Source organism: Flavobacterium sp. JAS (assembly GCF_020991455.1).
Taxonomy (GTDB): domain Bacteria; phylum Bacteroidota; class Bacteroidia; order Flavobacteriales; family Flavobacteriaceae; genus Flavobacterium.
This window is the reverse complement of the sequence record NZ_JAJMOX010000001.1, coordinates 71,420-90,084: the sequence shown is the minus strand read 5'-3', so window position 1 is coordinate 90,084 and position 18,665 is coordinate 71,420. Positions and strand designations below refer to the sequence as shown.

Here is an 18,665-nt window from a genome sequence, read left to right as displayed (position 1 = left end):
TAACTAATTATATAATTTTCAACATTCCAATATTACATTATCTAATTTTCTAATTGACAAATTATCTAATTAAAAAAATGTCAGGTATCTACATACATATTCCTTTTTGCAAACAGGCTTGCCACTATTGCGACTTTCATTTTTCGACTTCAATGAAAAAGAAAGATGATATGGTTTTGGCTTTAGCCAAAGAAATTATCATGCGTAAAAGTGAGTTTCAAAACGATGTTGTAGAAACAATTTATTTCGGCGGCGGAACGCCTTCTGTTTTAACGACTGAAGAAATTAATTTTCTAATAAATACCATTTACGATAATTATAAGGTCGTCGAAAATCCTGAAATCACATTAGAAGCAAATCCTGATGATTTATCTACAGAGCGAATTATTGAATTGTCTAAAAGCCCAATAAACCGTTTAAGTATCGGAATTCAGTCTTTTTATGAAGAAGATTTGAAGATGATGAATCGCGCTCATAATTCGGCGGAAGCCATAAGATGTTTACAAGAAGCTACAAAATATTTCGATAATATTTCGCTTGATTTAATTTACGGAATCCCGGGATTGACAGATGAAATGTGGAAGAAAAATATTGAAACGGCATTGAGTTTTGGTATTCCCCATATTTCCAGTTATGCCTTGACTGTTGAACCAAAAACAGCTTTAAGAAAACTAATCGATACGGGAAAAATTGCTGAACCACAAGACGAAGTCGCTTCGAACCATTTTATGATTTTGGTTGATACACTTCAAAAAAATGGTTTTATACATTACGAATTATCCAATTTCGGAAAAGAGAATTATTTCTCTAAGAATAATTCGGCATATTGGTTGGGGAAAAAATATATCGGAATTGGTCCCTCGGCACATAGTTATGATGGCGAAAAAAGAGGCTGGAATATTGCCAACAATTCTCTTTACTTAAAATCAATTCAGGATAATATTCTTCCTATTGAAACCGAAATTCTCTCAAAATCGGATCGTTATAATGAATATATTATGACAGGATTGCGAACCATTTGGGGCGTTTCGTTAGAACGAATTGAAACCGAATTCGGTTTGGAATACTTGAATTACCTCACAAAACAAAGTCAGAAATTCTTGAATGATGATTTGCTTTCAATTGAAAATAATATTTTAAAACCAACCTCAAAAGGAAAATTTTTAACGGATGGAATTGCTTCAGATTTATTTTATCTAAATTTGGAAGAATAAAATTAGCCACGAAGGCTCGAAGGCACAAATTATTTAAACTTTGTGATTTAGCGACTTTGCGGCATAAAAACCTAATTTGTGTTAGCAAAAATCAACAACTTCGAGATAGACTTATTAAAACCAATTGATATTTCAATTCCATTAACCAATACAGACGAAAATCCGATTGCTTGGTACATTGAAAAACCAGTTATCGAACCTGTAGTTTTTGGAGATTGGATTGGGAAAGTTTCTGAAGGAAAATCTTCTACTAATTTTAATAATATTTTCTTCAATCCGCATGGACACGGAACGCATACGGAATGTTTGGGGCATATTACGAATGATTTTTACAGTATTAATCAGTGTTTAAAACAGTTTTTCTTTTTCGCAAAACTGATTACGATTGAACCTGAAAAAATTGGTGATGATTTGGTGATTACGGAAGAAAGCATTTCGACTGCGCTCAATTTGACAAACGCTTCGACTGCATTTAGTGGAAAAACTGAGGCTTTAATTATCAGAACACTTCCAAATCAGAAGGATAAAAAGTCTCGAAAATATTCAAATACCAATCCTCCTTATTTATCTGAAGAAGCAGCGATTTTCATCCGAGAAAGCGAAATTCAGCATTTATTAATTGATTTGCCAAGTGTTGATAAAGAACACGATGAAGGAAAACTATTGGCCCACAAAGCATTTTGGAATGTAAAAGATACTTTAAATTTAAATTCTGATGCGAGATTGAATGCTACAATTACCGAAATGATTTTTGCTTCTGACGAAATTCAGGATGGCGATTATATACTAAATTTACAAATTGCTTCGTTTGAAAATGACGCAAGTCCATCAAAACCTTTATTATTTAAGATTTTAGAACGTAGATTTTAGATTTCAAATCTTCCAATCTAAAGTCTAAAATCTAAAATCAACAATTATTATGATTAATGTTTCTACTGATAAAACCAAACTTGACGTTCCTTTTATTCAGGATTTTTTAAAAGACATTTATTGGGCGGCAGGAAGAACTATTGACGAAGTGCAAACTACAATTGATGCTTCTGTTTGCTTCGGAATTTATTTGAATGACAAACAAATTGGTTTTGCGCGTGTTATAACTGATTATGTGGTTTTTGGATATGTAATGGATGTTTTTATTACTGAAGAACATCGCGGAAAAGGATATTCGTCTGTTTTGATAGAAACTATGATGAATGAACCTATCTTGAAAGAGATTAAAATTTGGAGATTAGCTACAACTGACGCTCATTTTTTATATGAAAAATTTGGTTTTAAACCTTTGGAACATCCAGAGAAAATGATGGAAAAGAAATTATGAAAACAATACTCAAACTTGAAGAATTAGGACTATTTGTTCTCGGAATCTATTTGTTTAGTCTCTTAAACTATCAATGGTGGTGGTTTTTGGTCTTGATTTTAGCACCAGATCTTTCTATGATTGGTTATGCTTTTGGTAATAAAATTGGTGCTTTTTTGTACAACTTAGTTCATCATAAAGGCATTGCAGTTTTACTTTATATAATTGGCTGTTACTTAAAAATTGAAATCGTTCAGCTTATAGGCATTATTCTATTTTCACATGCTGCAATGGATCGGATTTTTGGTTACGGTTTGAAATATGAAAAGGGATTTAAATACACTCATTTAGGTGAAATTGGTAAATAAAAATTGATATGAATCTAGAAACCTATTACGAATATTGTCTTTCGAAAAAAGGCGTTAGCGAACATTTTCCTTTTGATGAAGATACTTTAGTGTTTAAAGTTGGCGGAAAAATGTTTGCTTTATCTTCCTTATCACAATGGGAAAAAAACGAACCTTCGGTCAATTTAAAATGCGATCCGGAACGTGCTCAGGAATTAAGAGCCGAATATGATGAGATAAAACCGGGCTTTCACATGAGCAAAGTACACTGGAATACGATTGCTTTAAACGGAAATTTATCGACTGCTTTTGTCAAAGAATTGATTGATCACTCGTATGAATTGGTTTTCAAAAGTTTGACAAAGAAAATTCAGAATGAAATTATCGAATTAGAAAATTAGGCATTACATTTGCAGCGTAAGATATAAACTTAACCACTCAATTAATTTGCAACTTAGCAACTTATAGAACATGAAAGAACAATTTAAAAAATTTCTGAACGAAGAACAAGATCCAAAAGCGATTGAAAAAATCACTTCGAAACTCAATGATTTATTGATGAAAAACGAAGAAATTGGTTATATCGCGGTTCAAAAAAAACCTGCAATTACTGTTTTTCCAGATAGCATAATCTTAACCAACAAACGTATTATTATTTGCAAACCTAAAAATTTAGGCCTTTCAATGGATTTTACAGATTATACTTGGGATGATATTGCAAGCACTTTTGTAAAAGAGAATATTTTGGGTTCTGAATTTTCATTTAGAACTACAACTGACCTGACTATTTCGATAGATTATATTCCGAAAACTCAGGCTAGAAAAATTTATACTTATGCTAAAGAACAATTAGATTTACTTAAAAATCCAGTTGTTGCTGAAACTCCGGTTGTAGAAACTGCACAAGTTATCGAGGAAGAAGACGATTTTGAAGTTGAAGAAGTTGAAACGGAAGAAGTTACTAATTATGCCGAAATTATGCCGGCTACTACTCCATCTTATACTGAAACTTTTGAACCAATTCAGCCAATCCAGTCAACTCAGCCTTCTTCAACAGGAGATCGTAAATTGAGCGAATTATCTAAAGAAGAACTTTTTGATAAATTACAGAATTACAAAAAATTACTCGACAACGGATTAATCATGCAAGGTGAATATGATGGGTTCAAAAAAGAAATATTGAGCTACATGTAATTTAGTCTGAAAGTCTAAAGTCATAAAGTTTCTAAAGTAAAAAAGCCAGAATAGAATTTTCTATTTCTGGCTTTCTTTTTTATACAAAGTAAATTACTTTCAGACTTTCGACTTTCCAACTTTAAGACTTAAAGAGTCGCTTTCTGCTTTTCTACAAAACTATTCGATTGCAGTTCTAATAACTCTTTGGCATTTTTACGCTGCAGATCATATAAGCTTTTATCTTCGGCGATATCTGCATACACTTTATCGTGCATTTGGGCGCTTGTTTTGACTAACAAATCACGTTGGTATTTGTTTTGCTCCAAAGTTGCTTTCATTGCTGTTTCGGCTTCTTCTTGTTTAAAATCGAATTCGCCTTTTGGAGCTAATAATTTAGCAATAATTGGAGACGTTTCGATAGCCAAAAACAACAACATTATAAAGAATGATGGCAGCCAAGGCAATTTATCTAATGCATTAATACGCGCCATTAAACCGTCAAATCCTTCGATAATTGGTTGAGTTTGCGATACTTTTTTATCTAAATCGGCCTGGAGTTGTTTACCTATTTTTTCTTTATCGGCAATTTTAGCTTCGTTAGTCGTCTTTAATGTTTCTAATTCTTTTAAAGTTGCATCATGTTTTTCACGTTTCTCTTTATAAACCGGACCTTTTCCTAGTTTTTTAGTTCCTGTCGTTCCTTCAGCTTCTGTAATATAAGTAGAATATAAAGCGTTTACTTCTTTTTCTTTTTTCAGAATATCAGCTTTTAAAGCTGCAATCTCAGCTTTGTTTTTATCTAAATCTGATTTAAAATAATTACCAACTTGCTTTTTGTTTGCCAATTCCATTTCGTTTTTTTCTTTCAGCAAAACGGTATTGATTTCTTTTTCGAAAATTTTAATTTCTAATGGTTTCGAAATTACAATTGCAATGATAATCGCTAACATAATTCGAGGTGTCGCTTGCAGAAATTCATCCATAAAACGATCTCTCTTTTTGATAGTCGAAACAATAAATCGGTCCAAATTAAAGATCAGTAAACTCCATACAAACCCGAAAATTACGGCTGGATAAATAGAGTCAAAAACAGTAAAAAGCGCATAAGCACTGGCCAAAAAAGCCATAACTGCAGTAAAGAAAACGGTGGCGCCAATACCAACATATTTGGTTTGTTCGCCTTCTGAGCAACCTTCGAGCAGGTCTCGATCGGTCCCGGAACATAGGATAAAAAATTGTTTTAACATGATTGATGATTTTTGATTGTGATTGATAGGGCAAATTTAACGCCAAAAAATTAATTCTGAGATAAATAGTTGATTTGTTTTTAGTTACTCTTAAACTATTTAGAGTAGACAAGTGTTACTTTAACATTAATAACTGCTTTTTTTATAAGATTAATCATAACCTTATGTTAATTTTTTTTAACGTCTTTAATAACATTAAGGTTTTAGTTTCGCAAGAAATCAAACTAAAACACAATGAAAAAAATTTATTTAATAGTAACATTCATGCTTTTGGCCTTTTCAGGTTATGCTCAAAAAGCAATAATCTCAGGAAAAGTATTAGACATTGATGACAAACTTCCTTTGCCGGGAGCGATGATTCAAATTGTAGGAGAAAACAAATACACAGTATCTGATTACAATGGTCGTTTTGAGTTACTTAACATTAATGCAGGAACTTATAAAGTACAAGTAAAATATATAGGATATACGGCAATAACTAAAGAAATCACTGTAGAACAAGGTAAAAACAACGTTGTTGATTTTGCGCTAAAAACTTCAGGAACAGAGTTGAATGAAGTGGTTGTTGGAGACATTTTAAAAGGTCAGGCAAAGGCACTGAACCAACAAAAAAACAATAAGAATATTGGAAACGTAATCTCATCTGATCAAATGGGACGCTTTCCTGATGCTAATGTTGGAGATGCTTTAAAACGCGTTCCGGGCATCACAATGCAAAATGATCAGGGTGAAGCTCGTAATATTATCATTAGAGGTTTGGCTCCGTCATTGAACTCGGTAACTTTAAATGGTGACCGAATTCCTTCTGCCGAAGGAGATAATAGAAACGTACAAATGGACTTGATTCCGTCTGATATGATTTCTACAATCGAGGTAAACAAAACCTTAACTTCTGATATGGATGCTGATGCGATTGGAGGTTCTGTGAATTTAGTAACAAGAGCAACTCCCAATGGCGAAAGAATCTCTGCAACTCTTGCCGGTGGTTATATGCCAATTCGTGAGCACGCAACTTATACTGCAGGATTAGTGTACGGAAATCGCTTTCTGGACAACAAACTTGGAGCAGTTTTTAGCGGATCTTATAATAATGTAAATTATGGGTCTGACAATATCGAAAACCAATGGGTAAAAGATAAGTTCGGGAATGAATATCTTCAAGCTTCAGAAATTAGAAAATACGACGTACAGCGTATTCGTCGTAGCGGATCTGTGGCGTTAGATTATAAATTTAACGAAAACAATACGATTTTTGCCAATGCTATTTACAATTGGAGAGATGATAGAGAAAACCGTTTCAGAACTACTTACGATGATATTAATCCTATTTATAATGGAGAAGAAATTACAGGTTTTAAAGGTCGTGTAAAACGTCAGACAAAAGGTGGAGTTGACAACGATCGCAACAAAAACAGACGATTAGAAGATCAACGAGTTCAAAATTATTCGATTCGTGGAGAACATTTAATCAACTCTAAACTAGATTTAGACTGGTCTGCAAATTATGCCAAAGCAAGAGAATATCGCCCTGAGGAACGTTATATCGAATACCGTCAGAAAGGTCTGGATATGACCGAAGATTTATCTGATATCAAATTTCCGTTAATCACAACAACCGGAGAATCACTGGATAAATTCAAATTTCAAACGGTTACCGAAAATACAAATGAAACCAGCGAAAGCGAATTTGGAGCAAAAATTAATATTCGTTTTCCTTTTACCATTATTCCTTCTGAAAAGGGAAGATTGAGAACCGGACTTAGACTTCGATTAAAAGAAAAAGAGAGAGATAACAATTTCTACGCTTACACACCAATTAGTACTGATATGGCTTTGTTATCGCAAATTCCGAACAGTTATTACGATGGTCAAAACTTTAATCCGGGAAGCAAATATATTCCGGGAAGTTTCGCGTCGGCTAATTTTCTTGGAAGTTTAGATTTAAATAATGCTGCTTTATTTAAAAAATCAGCAGATCCGGCAGAATTTTTAGCAGTAAATTATAATGCCAAAGAAAATATTTATGCTGCTTATGTAAGATGGGATCAGGATTTTAACGATAAACTATCAATGGTTTTGGGTTTCCGTGTAGAGAATACTCATATTGATTATACCGGAAACAGAGTTTTGGATGAAGAAGAATTAGAAAGTAAAATCAACACTAAAAATTCATACACAAACGTATTGCCAAGTATTTCTTTTCAATATAATGCCACAAAAGATTTAGTTTTAAGAGCTGCTGCAACAACTGCATTGGCAAGACCTAATTATTATGCATTGGCTCCTTATGTAAATAATATTGCTGCTGATAAAGAAATTAGCGCCGGAAATCCAGATCTTAATGCCACTTACTCCTACAACTATGATTTTATGGCTGAGAATTATTTCAAATCTGTTGGTTTAATTTCAGGAGGTGTTTTCTACAAAAAATTAAATGATTTTATCTACAATTATAGCGACAATCAATATGATACTGCAAAATTTGCTGCCGATTTCCCTAACCAAACAAACCCAATTCCGGTTGGAGAAAACTGGTCATTTTTACAATCCAGAAATGGAGACAAAGTTGATGTTTACGGATTTGAAGTGGCGTTTCAACGTCAGTTAGATTTTCTTCCTGGGAAATTCCTTAAAGGATTTGGTATCTTTTTGAACTATACTTACACGAAATCTAAAGCAAAAGGAATTGCCGATGAAGACGGAAACGAAAGAAAAAACATCAGTCTTCCGGGAACAACTCCACACATGTTTAATGCATCATTGTCTTGGGAAAACAAACGTTTTTCTGCCAGAGTTTCAACTAATTTCACTTCAGATTATTTAGATGAATTGGGTTCTGAATCTTATAAAGACAGTTATTATGACAAACAGTTTTTCTTAGACGCAAATGCTTCTTTCAAGATTACTCCAAAACTTCGTCTTTTTGCTGAAGCTAACAACTTAACTAACCAGCCTTTACGTTACTACCAAGGAGTTGAGGCGCACACCAAACAAGCTGAGTATTACCAAGCCAAATACAATTTTGGTTTGAAACTTGACTTGTAATAATCAATTTATAAAATTCTTACATTAGACAGGACTTTGCAGTTCTGTCTAATCTATTCAAATGAAATCCTAATGAGAAATAAATCTATAATAGCTTTTTTACTTTTGAGCACTTTATTCATCGCTTGTAAAGACGATAAATTAGCTCCAATCGCTCCAAATGCTGTAAAACCAACAGTTGTTACTCAAGCTTTACCCCATGATACTGACGATCCTTCAATTTGGATTCATCCAACAGATTCGTCTAAAAGTATTATCGTGGGAACGGATAAAGATACAGAAGGTGGTTTGTACGCTTTTGATTTAAAGGGAAAAATCGTTGCAAAATCTGAGGTTTTAAAACGTCCAAACAATGTTGATATCGCTTATGGTTTACTAATCGATGGAAAAAAAGTTGATGTTGCCGTAACTACAGAACGTGAATCTAATAAAATAAGAATCTTTAGTTTGCCTGATTTAAAACCAATTGATAACGGCGGAATCTCTGTTTTTGAAGGCGAAGAATTACGTGATCCAATGGGAGTTGCCTTGTACACAAGACCAAGCGATCATAAAATTTTTGTTATTGTGGGAAGAAAATCGGGGCCTTCTGGTTCTTATTTATGGCAATATGAACTTTCAGGAAATGGGATATTCGCTACTGCAAAAGTGGTTCGTAAATTTGGCGCTTATAGCGGGAAAAAAGAAATCGAAGCTATTGCGGTTGACAACGAATTAGGAACTGTTTTATATTGCGACGAACAATTCGGAATTAGAAAATATAAAGCTGATCCTGCTTTAAATGATAATAAAGAAATTGCTTTATTCGGGAAAACTGGTTTTAAAGCTGATAATGAAGGAATCGCGATTTACAAAAAAACAGATTCTACCGGATATATTTTAGTATCAAATCAGCAAGCGAATACTTTTATGGTTTATCCTAGAGAAGGTGCAAAAGGCAATCCAAACAATTATCCTTTGTTGGCAGAAATTCCAACGTCAACTATTGAATGTGACGGAGCTGATGTAACTAGCATAAACTTAGGCGGAAATTTTAAAAACGGTCTTTTTGTAGCCATGAGTAACGGAATGACGTTTCATTATTATGCATGGGATTTGATTCAGGCGCGTATTGACGCTAAGAAATAGTTATTTTTTGTTTCAGGTTTCAAGTTTTTGTTTGAACCTGAAACCTGAAACTTGAAATAAAACAAAAAAGCTGTTCATCTCTGAACAGCTTTTTTAAATTTGAATTAGTAACTTTCCTTATTCTGTAATCGGTGCGCCAGCCAAAATTTCGGCATTAGCAAATTCTTCAAATTTGGCAAAATTAGCTTTGAATTTTTGAGCCAATTCTACTGCTTTTTTATCGTATAATTCTGGATCTGCCCAAGTATTTCTTGGATCAAGAATTTCATTTGGAACGTTAGGACAACTTTCTGGTTGTGCAATTCCAAATACTTTATGATTTTTAAATGCTACAGTATCCAATTCTCCTTTTAATGCAGCGGTAATCATTGCACGAGTGTATTTCAACTTCATACGACTTCCTGTTCCATAAGGTCCACCTGTCCAACCTGTGTTGATCAACCAAACTTTTACACCAGCATCTTCCATTTTCTTGGTTAACATTTCTGCATAACGTGTTGGGTGTAACGGCATAAATGGCGCTCCAAAACAAGCCGAAAAGTTAGGTTGTGGTTCTGTTACCCCAGCTTCTGTTCCAGCTACTTTTGCAGTATATCCTGAAATAAAATAATAAGCAGCCTGACCTGGAGTTAATTTTGAGATTGGAGGCAAAATTCCGAAAGAATCTGCCGTTAAGAAAAATATATTTTTAGGATTATGTCCAATAGATCCTGGCTGAATATTATCAATATGTGTTATAGGATAACTTACACGAGTATTTTGTGTGATTGAAACATCATCATAATCAACTTCGTTTGTTCCTGCTTTGAAAACCACATTTTCTAAAAGAGCTCCTTTTTTGATTGCTCTAAAAATGTCCGGTTCGTTTTCTTCCGTTAAATTAATAACTTTTGCATAGCATCCGCCTTCAAAGTTGAAAACAGTATTTTCTGCAGTCCAACCGTGTTCATCATCTCCAATTAACTTACGTTCCGGATCTGCTGATAAAGTTGTTTTTCCTGTTCCTGATAATCCAAAGAAAATTGCAGTATCTCCAGCTTCTCCAACATTAGCACTACAGTGCATTGGTAAGGTATTTTTGAAAACCGGCAAAATGAAATTTAAAGCAGAAAAAATTCCTTTTTTCATTTCTCCAGTATAACCTGTTCCTCCAATAAGTGCAATTTTTTTAGTAAAATCTAAGATAGCAAAATTAGACTGACGTGTTCCGTCTACAGCAGGATCTGCCATAAAACTTGGAGCACAAATTACGGTCCATTCCGGAGTAAAGTTTGCAAGTTCAGATTCTTCAGGTCTTAAAAACATGTTATAGCAAAACAAATTTGACCAAGCTGTTTCTGTAACAACGCGAACATTTAATCTATAATTTGCATCAGAACAAACATAAGAATCACGTACAAAAACTTCTTTGTTTGATAAAAACTGAGTTACCTTATTGTATAATTTTTCGAAAGCTTCTGATGAAAACGGAATATTGACATTTCCCCACCAAACCTTATCTTCGGTGATACTATCTTTTACAATAAAACGATCCTGAGGAGAACGTCCTGTAAATTCGCCTGTATTAATTGCCAATGCGCCTGTAGAGTTCTCAACACCTTGGCCTGATTGCAAAGTAACCGCATGCAATTCATCTGCAGATAATTGGTAGCGAACCTTTGCATTTTCAATTCCTAAATCATTTAGCGAAATCGATTGCGTGAAAACTGTGTGACTGTCCATAAATTTTTAGTTGTGTGTGATATTTAATAAAAAGCAAAATTATAGATTTATTGTTAAACCATTAAAAATATTTCAATTTCACTTTAATTTATATTAATAAAGTAAAATTTGATGTTTAAAATTAATAAAACAAAAAAATAACTGCTTTTAATTTGTTTTCTTATAACCCAGTAAATGAATTTGTTACATTTTTTACTAATTAAAGTAAAAAACAAAATAAACTCACATAAACAAGATTATATGTTATTTATGAGACAAAATTAAAGATTAATTTTTAGATAGAATTTTTTATTCTGGATTTTATGATTTTCTCCTCAAAATCGTAACAAATAATAGCGCCCAAGCAATAATTAATAAGAAACCGCCTAAAGGTGTTGCGAATACGATAATTTTAAAATCGAACAAAGTGAAGTTTTTTGTAGCCAGTAAATAGATTGAACCGCTAAACAGAAGTACTCCGGCAACAACCAAGTTATAGATTGTTTTTAAGGTTTTTTCGGCAATGTCTTTTCTGGTAGATAAAAAGAATAAAAAGAAAGCATGATACATTTGGTAACGAACTCCAACTTCAAAAGTATTTAGTTCTTCGACAGATAAATACTTTTTTAATAAATGCGCCCCAAAAGCACCTAGAATAATAGCTAACATTCCGATAAAAGCTCCTGTTAAAACAATTCTTCTTTTCATAGTTTCTATACTTTTCAATTTTTTCAAAACAAAAATACTTCAATAGAACTTAAAAAGCTTTTTAGTTTTTAAAAATCTTTCATTAAAAGGAAATCCGCTACATTTTAGCATCAAAATAAAAAATAATGCATTTTTAGTAAATTAAAATTGTTACATATATAACATTTTAATATATTTGTGTTATAAATTTAAAACATGAGAAGCATTTTAATTATTGGAGCAGGCAGATCTGCATCATCGTTAATACGATATTTGTTATCAAAATCTGAGAGTGAAAATCTACATCTTATAGTAGCCGATTTATCTTTGGCTCTAGCCGAAAAAAAGACACAGAAACACCCAAATGCAACTCCAATAGCTTTAGATATTTTTAATACTGAAGAAAGAAAAGCAGCCATAGAAAAAGCTTCTATTGTAATCTCGATGTTGCCGGCACATTTGCATATTGAAATTGCCAAAGATTGTTTAGAATTTAAAAAACACCTTGTTACTGCATCTTATATAAGTGATGCAATGCAAGCTCTGGATGAAGAAGCAAAGAAGAATAATTTGATTTTCATGAATGAAATTGGTCTTGATCCCGGGATCGACCACATGAGTGCCATGAAAGTTATTGATGAAATTAGAGTAAAAGGTGGTAAAATGTTACTTTTTGAATCGTTTTGTGGTGGTTTAGTAGCTCCGGAATCGGATAATAATTTATGGAATTATAAATTTACCTGGGCGCCTAGAAACGTTGTTTTGGCTGGTCAGGGCGGTGCAGCAAAGTTTATTCAGGAAGGAACTTACAAATATATTCCCTACGGAGCTTTGTTTCGCAGAACCGAATTTCTTGAAGTAGAAGATTATGGCAAATTTGAAGCTTATTCGAATCGCGATTCGCTTAAATACAGATCGATTTACGGTTTAGACGATATTCTGACTTTATATAGAGGAACCATTAGAAGAGTTGGCTACTCGAAAGCCTGGAACATGTTTATACAATTAGGAATGACAGATGATAGTTATATCATGGAAGATTCTGAAAATATGAGCTACCGCCAGTTCGTAAATTCTTTTTTACCGTATCACCCAACAGATTCTGTAGAGATTAAAACGAGATTGATCTTAAAAATTGATCAGGACGATATTATGTGGGATAAACTTTTGGAACTGGATTTGTTTAATCCTGACAAAAAAGTGAATTTACCTAATGCAACTCCGGCTCAAATATTAGAAAAAATACTTTCGGACAGTTGGACTCTGGAACCAAATGATAAAGATATGATTGTAATGTATCATAAGTTTGGTTTTGAAATCAATGGCGAGAAAAGACAAATTGACTCAAAAATGGTTTGCATTGGCGACGATCAAACGTATACTGCAATGGCAAAAACGGTTGGATTACCCGTTGCGATGGCGACATTATTGATTTTGAATAAAAAAATCACAACTCCGGGCGTACAACTTCCGATAAAAGAGGAAGTGTATCAGCCAATTTTAAAGGAGTTAGAAGAATATGGGGTTGTTTTTAACGAACAAATTATGCCTTATTTCGGTTACAATCCAGATTTGTTCTAGGGTCTGGTTTGTTTGTTTTTTAGAATTTTTTTTTAGTTTTTAATTTATCCGCTTCTGGAATCCAGAAGCGGATTTTTTTTGTTATGATGCCGCCTGAACCAATATTGGCAAACTGTACATTACTCTAACCGGTTTTCCTTTAATAGTTCCCGGTGTCCATTTTGGAGATTTTTTCAAAACACGAACTGCTTCGGCTCCAATTCCGTATCCGGCATCTTTTAAGACTTTAATTTTAGACAAACGTCCATCTTTTTCGACAATAAACTGCATATAAGCTTTTCCTTCAATTTTGTTCTTTGCAGCCTCATCCGGCATTTTAAAATTCTGTCCTACATACTTATAAAATTCTATAACTCCGCCCGGAAATTCAGGTTTTACTTCGATTTCTGCCATCGTTACATAATCGGTTTTTTCCTGATCACCAATTTTGTTCAGCACTTCTTGTGCCGAAGTTTTTGTGCTAAAAACAAACAATAATAAGCTGCTAATGACACCAACACTCAAAACTTTAAGCATACTTTTTACCGGAGATTTTTCTTTTGTCATCATTAAAAAACGTTTTTTAGTTATTTGATAATTAATTGTACTCGCTAAACCAACATTGCTTTTATTAAAAACCATATCAAGCAACAAATTTTGATACGTTGAAACTGAATTAAACTGTTTATTTACTGCTTCATCAGCCAGAAATTCGTGATTTAGTTTTATGGCTTTTTTGTAAAAAATAATCAGCGGATTAAACCAAAATATGATTTGCAAAATCTCGATAAATAGAATATCCAAAGTATGTTTTTGCTGTAAATGCGCTTGTTCGTGCGTTAGCAATTCCAGTGGAATTTTATTGTTTTGAAACTCTTCTTCATTAATAAAAATAGCATTCCAGAAAGAATGTGGCAAAATCGCTTCTTTTATCAAAACCACTTTATGATCGTGAATAAGCTGAGTTTTATTGTTTCTCATTTTTTGATAAAAAGAAAACAAATTCATCACAAATCGAAAGACCAAAACAAGTGCAATTACCACATAAACTACACCTAAAATGTACATTATGATTTCGCTGTAGTCGATCTTGTCAACAACTACTTTATTGGCTCTAATTACAATTCCGTCCAGTTGAATCTTACTGATTTCTGCTGAAAAAGGAAGTTCAATCGAGAACAATTGCAGCGGAATAATCAAGCTAAAAACCAAACTTCCAATTAAGTAAGCACGATTAAAGCGAAACATTTTTTCGTTTTCTAACCATAATTTATACACTGCATAAAAAACCAAAAGCAGTATTCCTGATTTTAAAAGATAGCTTATCATTTTTTCTTTTTTTGAATTTCTGAATCGATTATTTTCTTGAGTTCTTCTAATTCCGAAGTTGATAAATTAGTTTCGGTCGTAAAAAAAGAAGCAAATTGTGATGCCGAATTATTAAAAAAACTACTTATTAATCCGTTTACATGTTTGGAGAAATAAGCTGTTTTTTTGACCAACGGATAATATTCCCGAGAATTCCCGAATTCATTATATGCTACAAATTTCTTGTCGATCATTCGTTTCAAAAGCGTTGCAACGGTTGTCGTCGCCGGCTTTGGCTCCGGATAAGCTTCGAGCAAATCTTTCATAAAAGCTTTTTCAAGCTTCCAAAGATGCTCCATTAACTGTTCTTCTGAGTTTGATAATTGCATTTTCTTTAGGTTCTAAGGTTCTGAGTTACTAAGGTTCTAAGTTTTTTTTGCCACGTATTAAGTAAATTCTAAAGTCTTCCATCTAACATCTTGCATCTTGCTTCTACAATCTTGCCTCTAAATATCTTTCTAAAATCCGTGGGCTATTTCGTTTTCTTTTGTTGACTAATTCTTTCCAGTTCCGGGAGTTCTTTTTTATAAGCTTCAACATCCCAAACGATATTCCATTTCTTTACATAATCCGCTATTGGCCCCAAACCTACTTCTGCGCGTCTTTTATCTACATTATCAGGATCATCAAGCGGCAAAACAAAAGCTTTGACACCCGGAATCATAGAAATCTGACTTCCGTAAATTTGCTTGTGACTTTCTCTCAAAGAAACTCTGTCTTCCATTAAGGCTAAAGAACTTGCTTTTGCATTTCCCTTTTTCACAGCTTCTTTCATCATTGGCATATACTTTTGCTGCGTTTTTAAATCCGAATGCTGAATCACCAAAAACAAGGTTTGATTTGCCTGCGATCCTATAACATCTTTTCCAAGCCAACCTCTTTCATCGAGTATTTTTGAAACTTTAATTAAATTTAAACTGTCTTTGTACATCATGATTTTGCCAAGACTATCAACTTCTTTGCTTCCGGAACCTTTCTCTTTATAAACTTTCATAAAGTCTCCGCGAATTCCCTGATCATCGGCGTAAATTGCTAAAAGCTCTTTTTGCAAAGGTTTATCATAATTCACTTCTAAAATTTCTAATTTCTTTTGAAATTTAGTAATTAATTCTTGCCATTCTTTTTTACTGTGTAAAGATTCTAAATCTTTATCTATTTGCAAATGTGCGATACCCTCATAACCATTATCAATTGCTAAATTTAACCAGTCCAATGCTTTTTTATTGTCATTTAATAAAGCGGCAGAACACGCACCATTGTATAAATCTCCCGAGGTTTTGTGCTCTATTTTAAAAGCTTTCTCATAATAACCAACAGATGTTTTATAATCTTTTGCTTGGTAACAAGAATCTCCTTTTTGAACAAATTCCTTATAAGTTTGTGCTTGTAGGAAACCAACATTTATTACCATAAAGAAAGCAATTAGTTTTTTCATAAATTTAATATTATTTGGATTATTTTATCTTTTGTACCGAAATCAATTCGCCGTTGTTGTATTTCTTGATTTCGGTTAATTTTCCTTTGTCAGAGTAGAATTTCCAATCTCCAAAATAAAACCAGTGCGTTTGTACAGAATTGGTTTCTAATTTCGTTTTTCCTTTTGATTCTATTTTTCCGTTTTCATAATAATAAGTAACCGTACAAATTCCGTTTTTGTATTTCTCCGTTTTGTAGATTTTTCCGCCAATGTAAGATTTCCACTTTTTTACGGGTTCATCGTGTTTATAATATTCAAACGATTTGTATCTGACACTGTCTTGCGTATAATCGTCTATCCAAACACCTTCTTTTTTTCGGTCAATTTTCTGATTGATGGGCTTGCTTTTGCATCCCGAAAACAGTATTGCGCAAAACAATAAAATTAAAAGTGGTCTCATTTGAATATTTTAACTCTACAATTATAGATGTTGCTCTACAAATGTAGAAGTTATTTTTTAATATGCAAGTTTTTTTAAAGGTGCTGAGATCCTAAGTTCCTGAGGCACTAAGTTTTCTTTTGCCACGAAGGCGCTAAGACGCAAAAGTTTTTTGAATAGGCTCCAGCTTTAGCTGGGGTTTGAAATGGGTTGTTAGAAAATGGCTTTAGCCAAATAATTACGTTTTGAAGATTAAAAAATTCGGTTAAAGCCAATTCCTTTTCTCTAAAAATCCCCTAGCTGAAGCTAGAGACTATTCAATTTTGATGCTAAAACCTTTGTCATTTTGAACCTCTGCAACTTTGAACCTATCTTCCGCGTTAGGGATAGAGGCGGTATTCTTTTATGAAGTAGAACGGAATAAAAGATATAGCCGAATCCCGATAGCTATCGGGACGACCGAAGGGAACGTCCATAAAAAAATCCGCTTACTCTTATAAAGAATAAACGGATTTTGAATTGTATATTTATCAGATTCATCTTTGTCAAAGTTTTAAACTTTGACAAAGAGCGAAACCTTATTTAGAAAGCTCTACAAAATATTTGTAAAACAACGGAATAGTTTCGATTCCTTTTAAGTAATTAAAAATTCCGAAATGTTCGTTTGGCGAGTGAATTGCATCAGAATCTAAACCAAAGCCCATAAGGATTGTTTTGCTTTTTAATTCTTTTTCGAATAAAGCTACAATCGGGATACTTCCGCCTGAGCGAACCGGAATTGCAGGAACTCCAAAAGTCTCTGTATACGCTTTGTTTGCTGCCTGATATCCAATACTGTCAATTGGCGTTACATAACCTTGTCCACCATGATGTGGCGTTACTTTTACGGTAACTCCAGCCGGTGCAATACTTAGAAAATGTTTAGTGAAAAGTTCTGTGATTTCATGCCAATCCTGATTTGGAACCAAACGCATTGAGATTTTAGCAAATGCTTTGCTCGCAATAACGGTTTTTGCTCCTTCGCCTTGATATCCGCCCCATATTCCGTTTACGTCTAATGTTGGACGAATCGAGTTGCGTTCGTTGGTTACATATCCTTTTTCGCCGTAAACATCGTTTAGATCTAAGGCCTTTTTATATTTTTCAAGGCTGAAAGGCGCTTTTGCCATTTCGGCTCTTTCTTCAAGAGATAATTCTTGTACTTTATCGTAGAAACCAGGAATGGTAATATGATTGTCTTCGTCGTGCATTGAAGCGATCATTTTTGCCAAAACATTGATTGGGTTCGCCACTGCTCCACCATATAATCCTGAATGCAAATCGCGGTTTGGACCTGTAACCTCAACCTCAACATAACTCAAACCACGTAAACCTGTCGTGATCGATGGTTGTTGATTAGAGATCATTCCGGTATCTGAAATTAGAATTACGTCATTTTTCAGTTTTTCTTGATTGCGTTCTACAAACCAAGCCAAACTTGCTGAACCTACTTCTTCTTCGCCTTCGATCATGAATTTTACGTTACAAGGCAAATTATTGGTTTGCACCATATATTCAAGCGCTTTTACGTGCATGTACATTTGGCCTTTGTCGTCACAAGCTCCACGGGCGAAAATTGCACCTTCTGGATGAATTTCAGTCTTTTTAATTACAGGCTCGAATGGTGGCGATGTCCATAATTCGATTGGATCTGGTGGTTGAACATCATAATGTCCGTAAACAAGAACTGTAGGTAAATTTGGGTCGATTATTTTCTCTCCATAAATAATTGGATAGCCCGGAGTATCGCAAATTTCGACAAAATCGCAACCTGCTTTTGATAAACTTTCTTTTACCGCCTCGGCAGTATCAATAACATCTTGCGAATATGCAGTGTCGGCACTTACCGACGGAATTTTTAATAATTCGATCAACTCATTGATAAAGCGATCTTTATGTTGTTGAACGTATGACTTAATATTTTCCATTTAAATTATTTTTATAGAAATTCAAAAATACAAAAAAGAGAATTAATATTTTTTTGCAAAAATGTTTTGAAA

The 18,665-nt window shown here is 33.6% G+C and carries 17 protein-coding genes; 9 read left to right on the top strand and 8 right to left on the bottom strand.

The annotated features are described in order from the left end of the window. The first annotated feature begins 77 nt into the window (after nt 1-77). The 6 genes from hemW to LPB88_RS00360 all read left to right on the top strand — a co-directional run bounded on the left by hemW (nt 78) and on the right by LPB88_RS00360 (nt 4,052). A complete protein-coding gene (gene hemW / locus LPB88_RS00385; protein ID WP_230711830.1) occupies nt 78-1,214 on the top strand; it encodes a radical SAM family heme chaperone HemW in 1,137 nt (378 codons plus the stop codon). Nucleotides 1,215-1,292: 78 nt separating this feature from the next. Further along, complete coding sequence (locus LPB88_RS00380; protein WP_230711829.1) at nt 1,293-2,084, top strand: cyclase family protein; 792 nt, start codon at nt 1,293-1,295, stop codon at nt 2,082-2,084. 49 nt (nt 2,085-2,133) lie between these two features. Continuing rightward, nucleotides 2,134-2,532 (top strand): GNAT family N-acetyltransferase, encoded by a 399-nt coding sequence (locus LPB88_RS00375; protein ID WP_230711828.1) that lies wholly within the window; start codon nt 2,134-2,136, stop codon nt 2,530-2,532. Then, entirely contained in the window at nt 2,529-2,879 is a 351-nt protein-coding gene (locus LPB88_RS00370; protein WP_110837068.1) for a DUF4260 domain-containing protein, read from the top strand. The genes LPB88_RS00375 and LPB88_RS00370 overlap by 4 nt, the downstream gene beginning before the upstream one ends. Nucleotides 2,880-2,887: 8 nt before the next feature. Beyond that, on the top strand, nt 2,888-3,259 hold the full coding sequence (locus LPB88_RS00365; RefSeq protein WP_056189993.1) for an MmcQ/YjbR family DNA-binding protein: 372 nt from the start codon (nt 2,888-2,890) through the stop codon (nt 3,257-3,259). 70 nt (nt 3,260-3,329) lie between these two features. Beyond that, nucleotides 3,330-4,052, top strand: a complete 723-nt coding sequence (locus tag LPB88_RS00360) for a PH domain-containing protein (RefSeq protein ID WP_230711826.1) — start codon at nt 3,330-3,332, stop codon at nt 4,050-4,052. A 128-nt stretch (nt 4,053-4,180) separates the two neighbouring features. Here LPB88_RS00360 and LPB88_RS00355 read toward each other — a convergent pair whose 3' ends face one another. Beyond that, the gene (locus tag LPB88_RS00355; protein ID WP_230711825.1) at nt 4,181-5,281 is read right to left on the bottom strand and encodes a DUF4407 domain-containing protein; all 1,101 of its coding nucleotides are present in this window, start codon (nt 5,279-5,281) and stop codon (nt 4,181-4,183) included. Between the two features lie 234 nt (nt 5,282-5,515). On the opposite strand from LPB88_RS00355, the gene LPB88_RS00350 reads away from it, so the two are divergent. Beyond that, the gene (locus LPB88_RS00350) at nt 5,516-8,326 is read left to right on the top strand and encodes a TonB-dependent receptor (protein WP_230711823.1); all 2,811 of its coding nucleotides are present in this window, start codon (nt 5,516-5,518) and stop codon (nt 8,324-8,326) included. Between the two features lie 72 nt (nt 8,327-8,398). Beyond that, entirely contained in the window at nt 8,399-9,454 is a 1,056-nt protein-coding gene (locus tag LPB88_RS00345; RefSeq protein ID WP_230711822.1) for a phytase, read from the top strand. A gap of 117 nt (nt 9,455-9,571) precedes the next feature. Here the strand turns inward: LPB88_RS00345 and pckA are convergent, their stop codons facing one another. Together pckA and LPB88_RS00335 are read right to left on the bottom strand one after the other, a co-directional pair. Further along, a complete protein-coding gene (gene pckA, locus LPB88_RS00340) occupies nt 9,572-11,176 on the bottom strand; it encodes a phosphoenolpyruvate carboxykinase (ATP) (RefSeq protein WP_230711821.1) in 1,605 nt (534 codons plus the stop codon). Between the two features lie 300 nt (nt 11,177-11,476). Then, the gene (locus tag LPB88_RS00335) at nt 11,477-11,863 is read right to left on the bottom strand and encodes a DUF423 domain-containing protein (protein WP_230711820.1); all 387 of its coding nucleotides are present in this window, start codon (nt 11,861-11,863) and stop codon (nt 11,477-11,479) included. Nucleotides 11,864-12,058: 195 nt separating this feature from the next. On the opposite strand from LPB88_RS00335, the gene LPB88_RS00330 reads away from it, so the two are divergent. Beyond that, entirely contained in the window at nt 12,059-13,423 is a 1,365-nt protein-coding gene (locus LPB88_RS00330; protein ID WP_230711819.1) for a saccharopine dehydrogenase family protein, read from the top strand. An 81-nt stretch (nt 13,424-13,504) separates the two neighbouring features. On the opposite strand, the gene LPB88_RS00325 is transcribed toward LPB88_RS00330, so the two are convergent. The 5 genes from LPB88_RS00325 to LPB88_RS00305 all read right to left on the bottom strand — a co-directional run bounded on the left by LPB88_RS00325 (nt 13,505) and on the right by LPB88_RS00305 (nt 18,593). Beyond that, complete coding sequence (locus LPB88_RS00325) at nt 13,505-14,731, bottom strand: M56 family metallopeptidase (RefSeq protein ID WP_230711818.1); 1,227 nt, start codon at nt 14,729-14,731, stop codon at nt 13,505-13,507. Further along, entirely contained in the window at nt 14,728-15,099 is a 372-nt protein-coding gene (locus tag LPB88_RS00320; protein WP_099710456.1) for a BlaI/MecI/CopY family transcriptional regulator, read from the bottom strand. Before LPB88_RS00320 ends, LPB88_RS00325 begins: the two co-directional genes overlap by 4 nt. Before the next feature lie 143 nt (nt 15,100-15,242). After that, nucleotides 15,243-16,205: a DUF6624 domain-containing protein gene (locus tag LPB88_RS00315; protein WP_230711817.1), complete on the bottom strand. Its 963-nt coding sequence runs from the start codon at nt 16,203-16,205 to the stop codon at nt 15,243-15,245. Nucleotides 16,206-16,224: 19 nt separating this feature from the next. Then, a complete protein-coding gene (locus LPB88_RS00310; RefSeq protein WP_230711816.1) occupies nt 16,225-16,647 on the bottom strand; it encodes a hypothetical protein in 423 nt (140 codons plus the stop codon). A 557-nt stretch (nt 16,648-17,204) separates the two neighbouring features. Beyond that, the gene (locus LPB88_RS00305; protein WP_230711815.1) at nt 17,205-18,593 is read right to left on the bottom strand and encodes a dipeptidase; all 1,389 of its coding nucleotides are present in this window, start codon (nt 18,591-18,593) and stop codon (nt 17,205-17,207) included. Between the last annotated feature and the right edge of the window lie 72 nt (nt 18,594-18,665).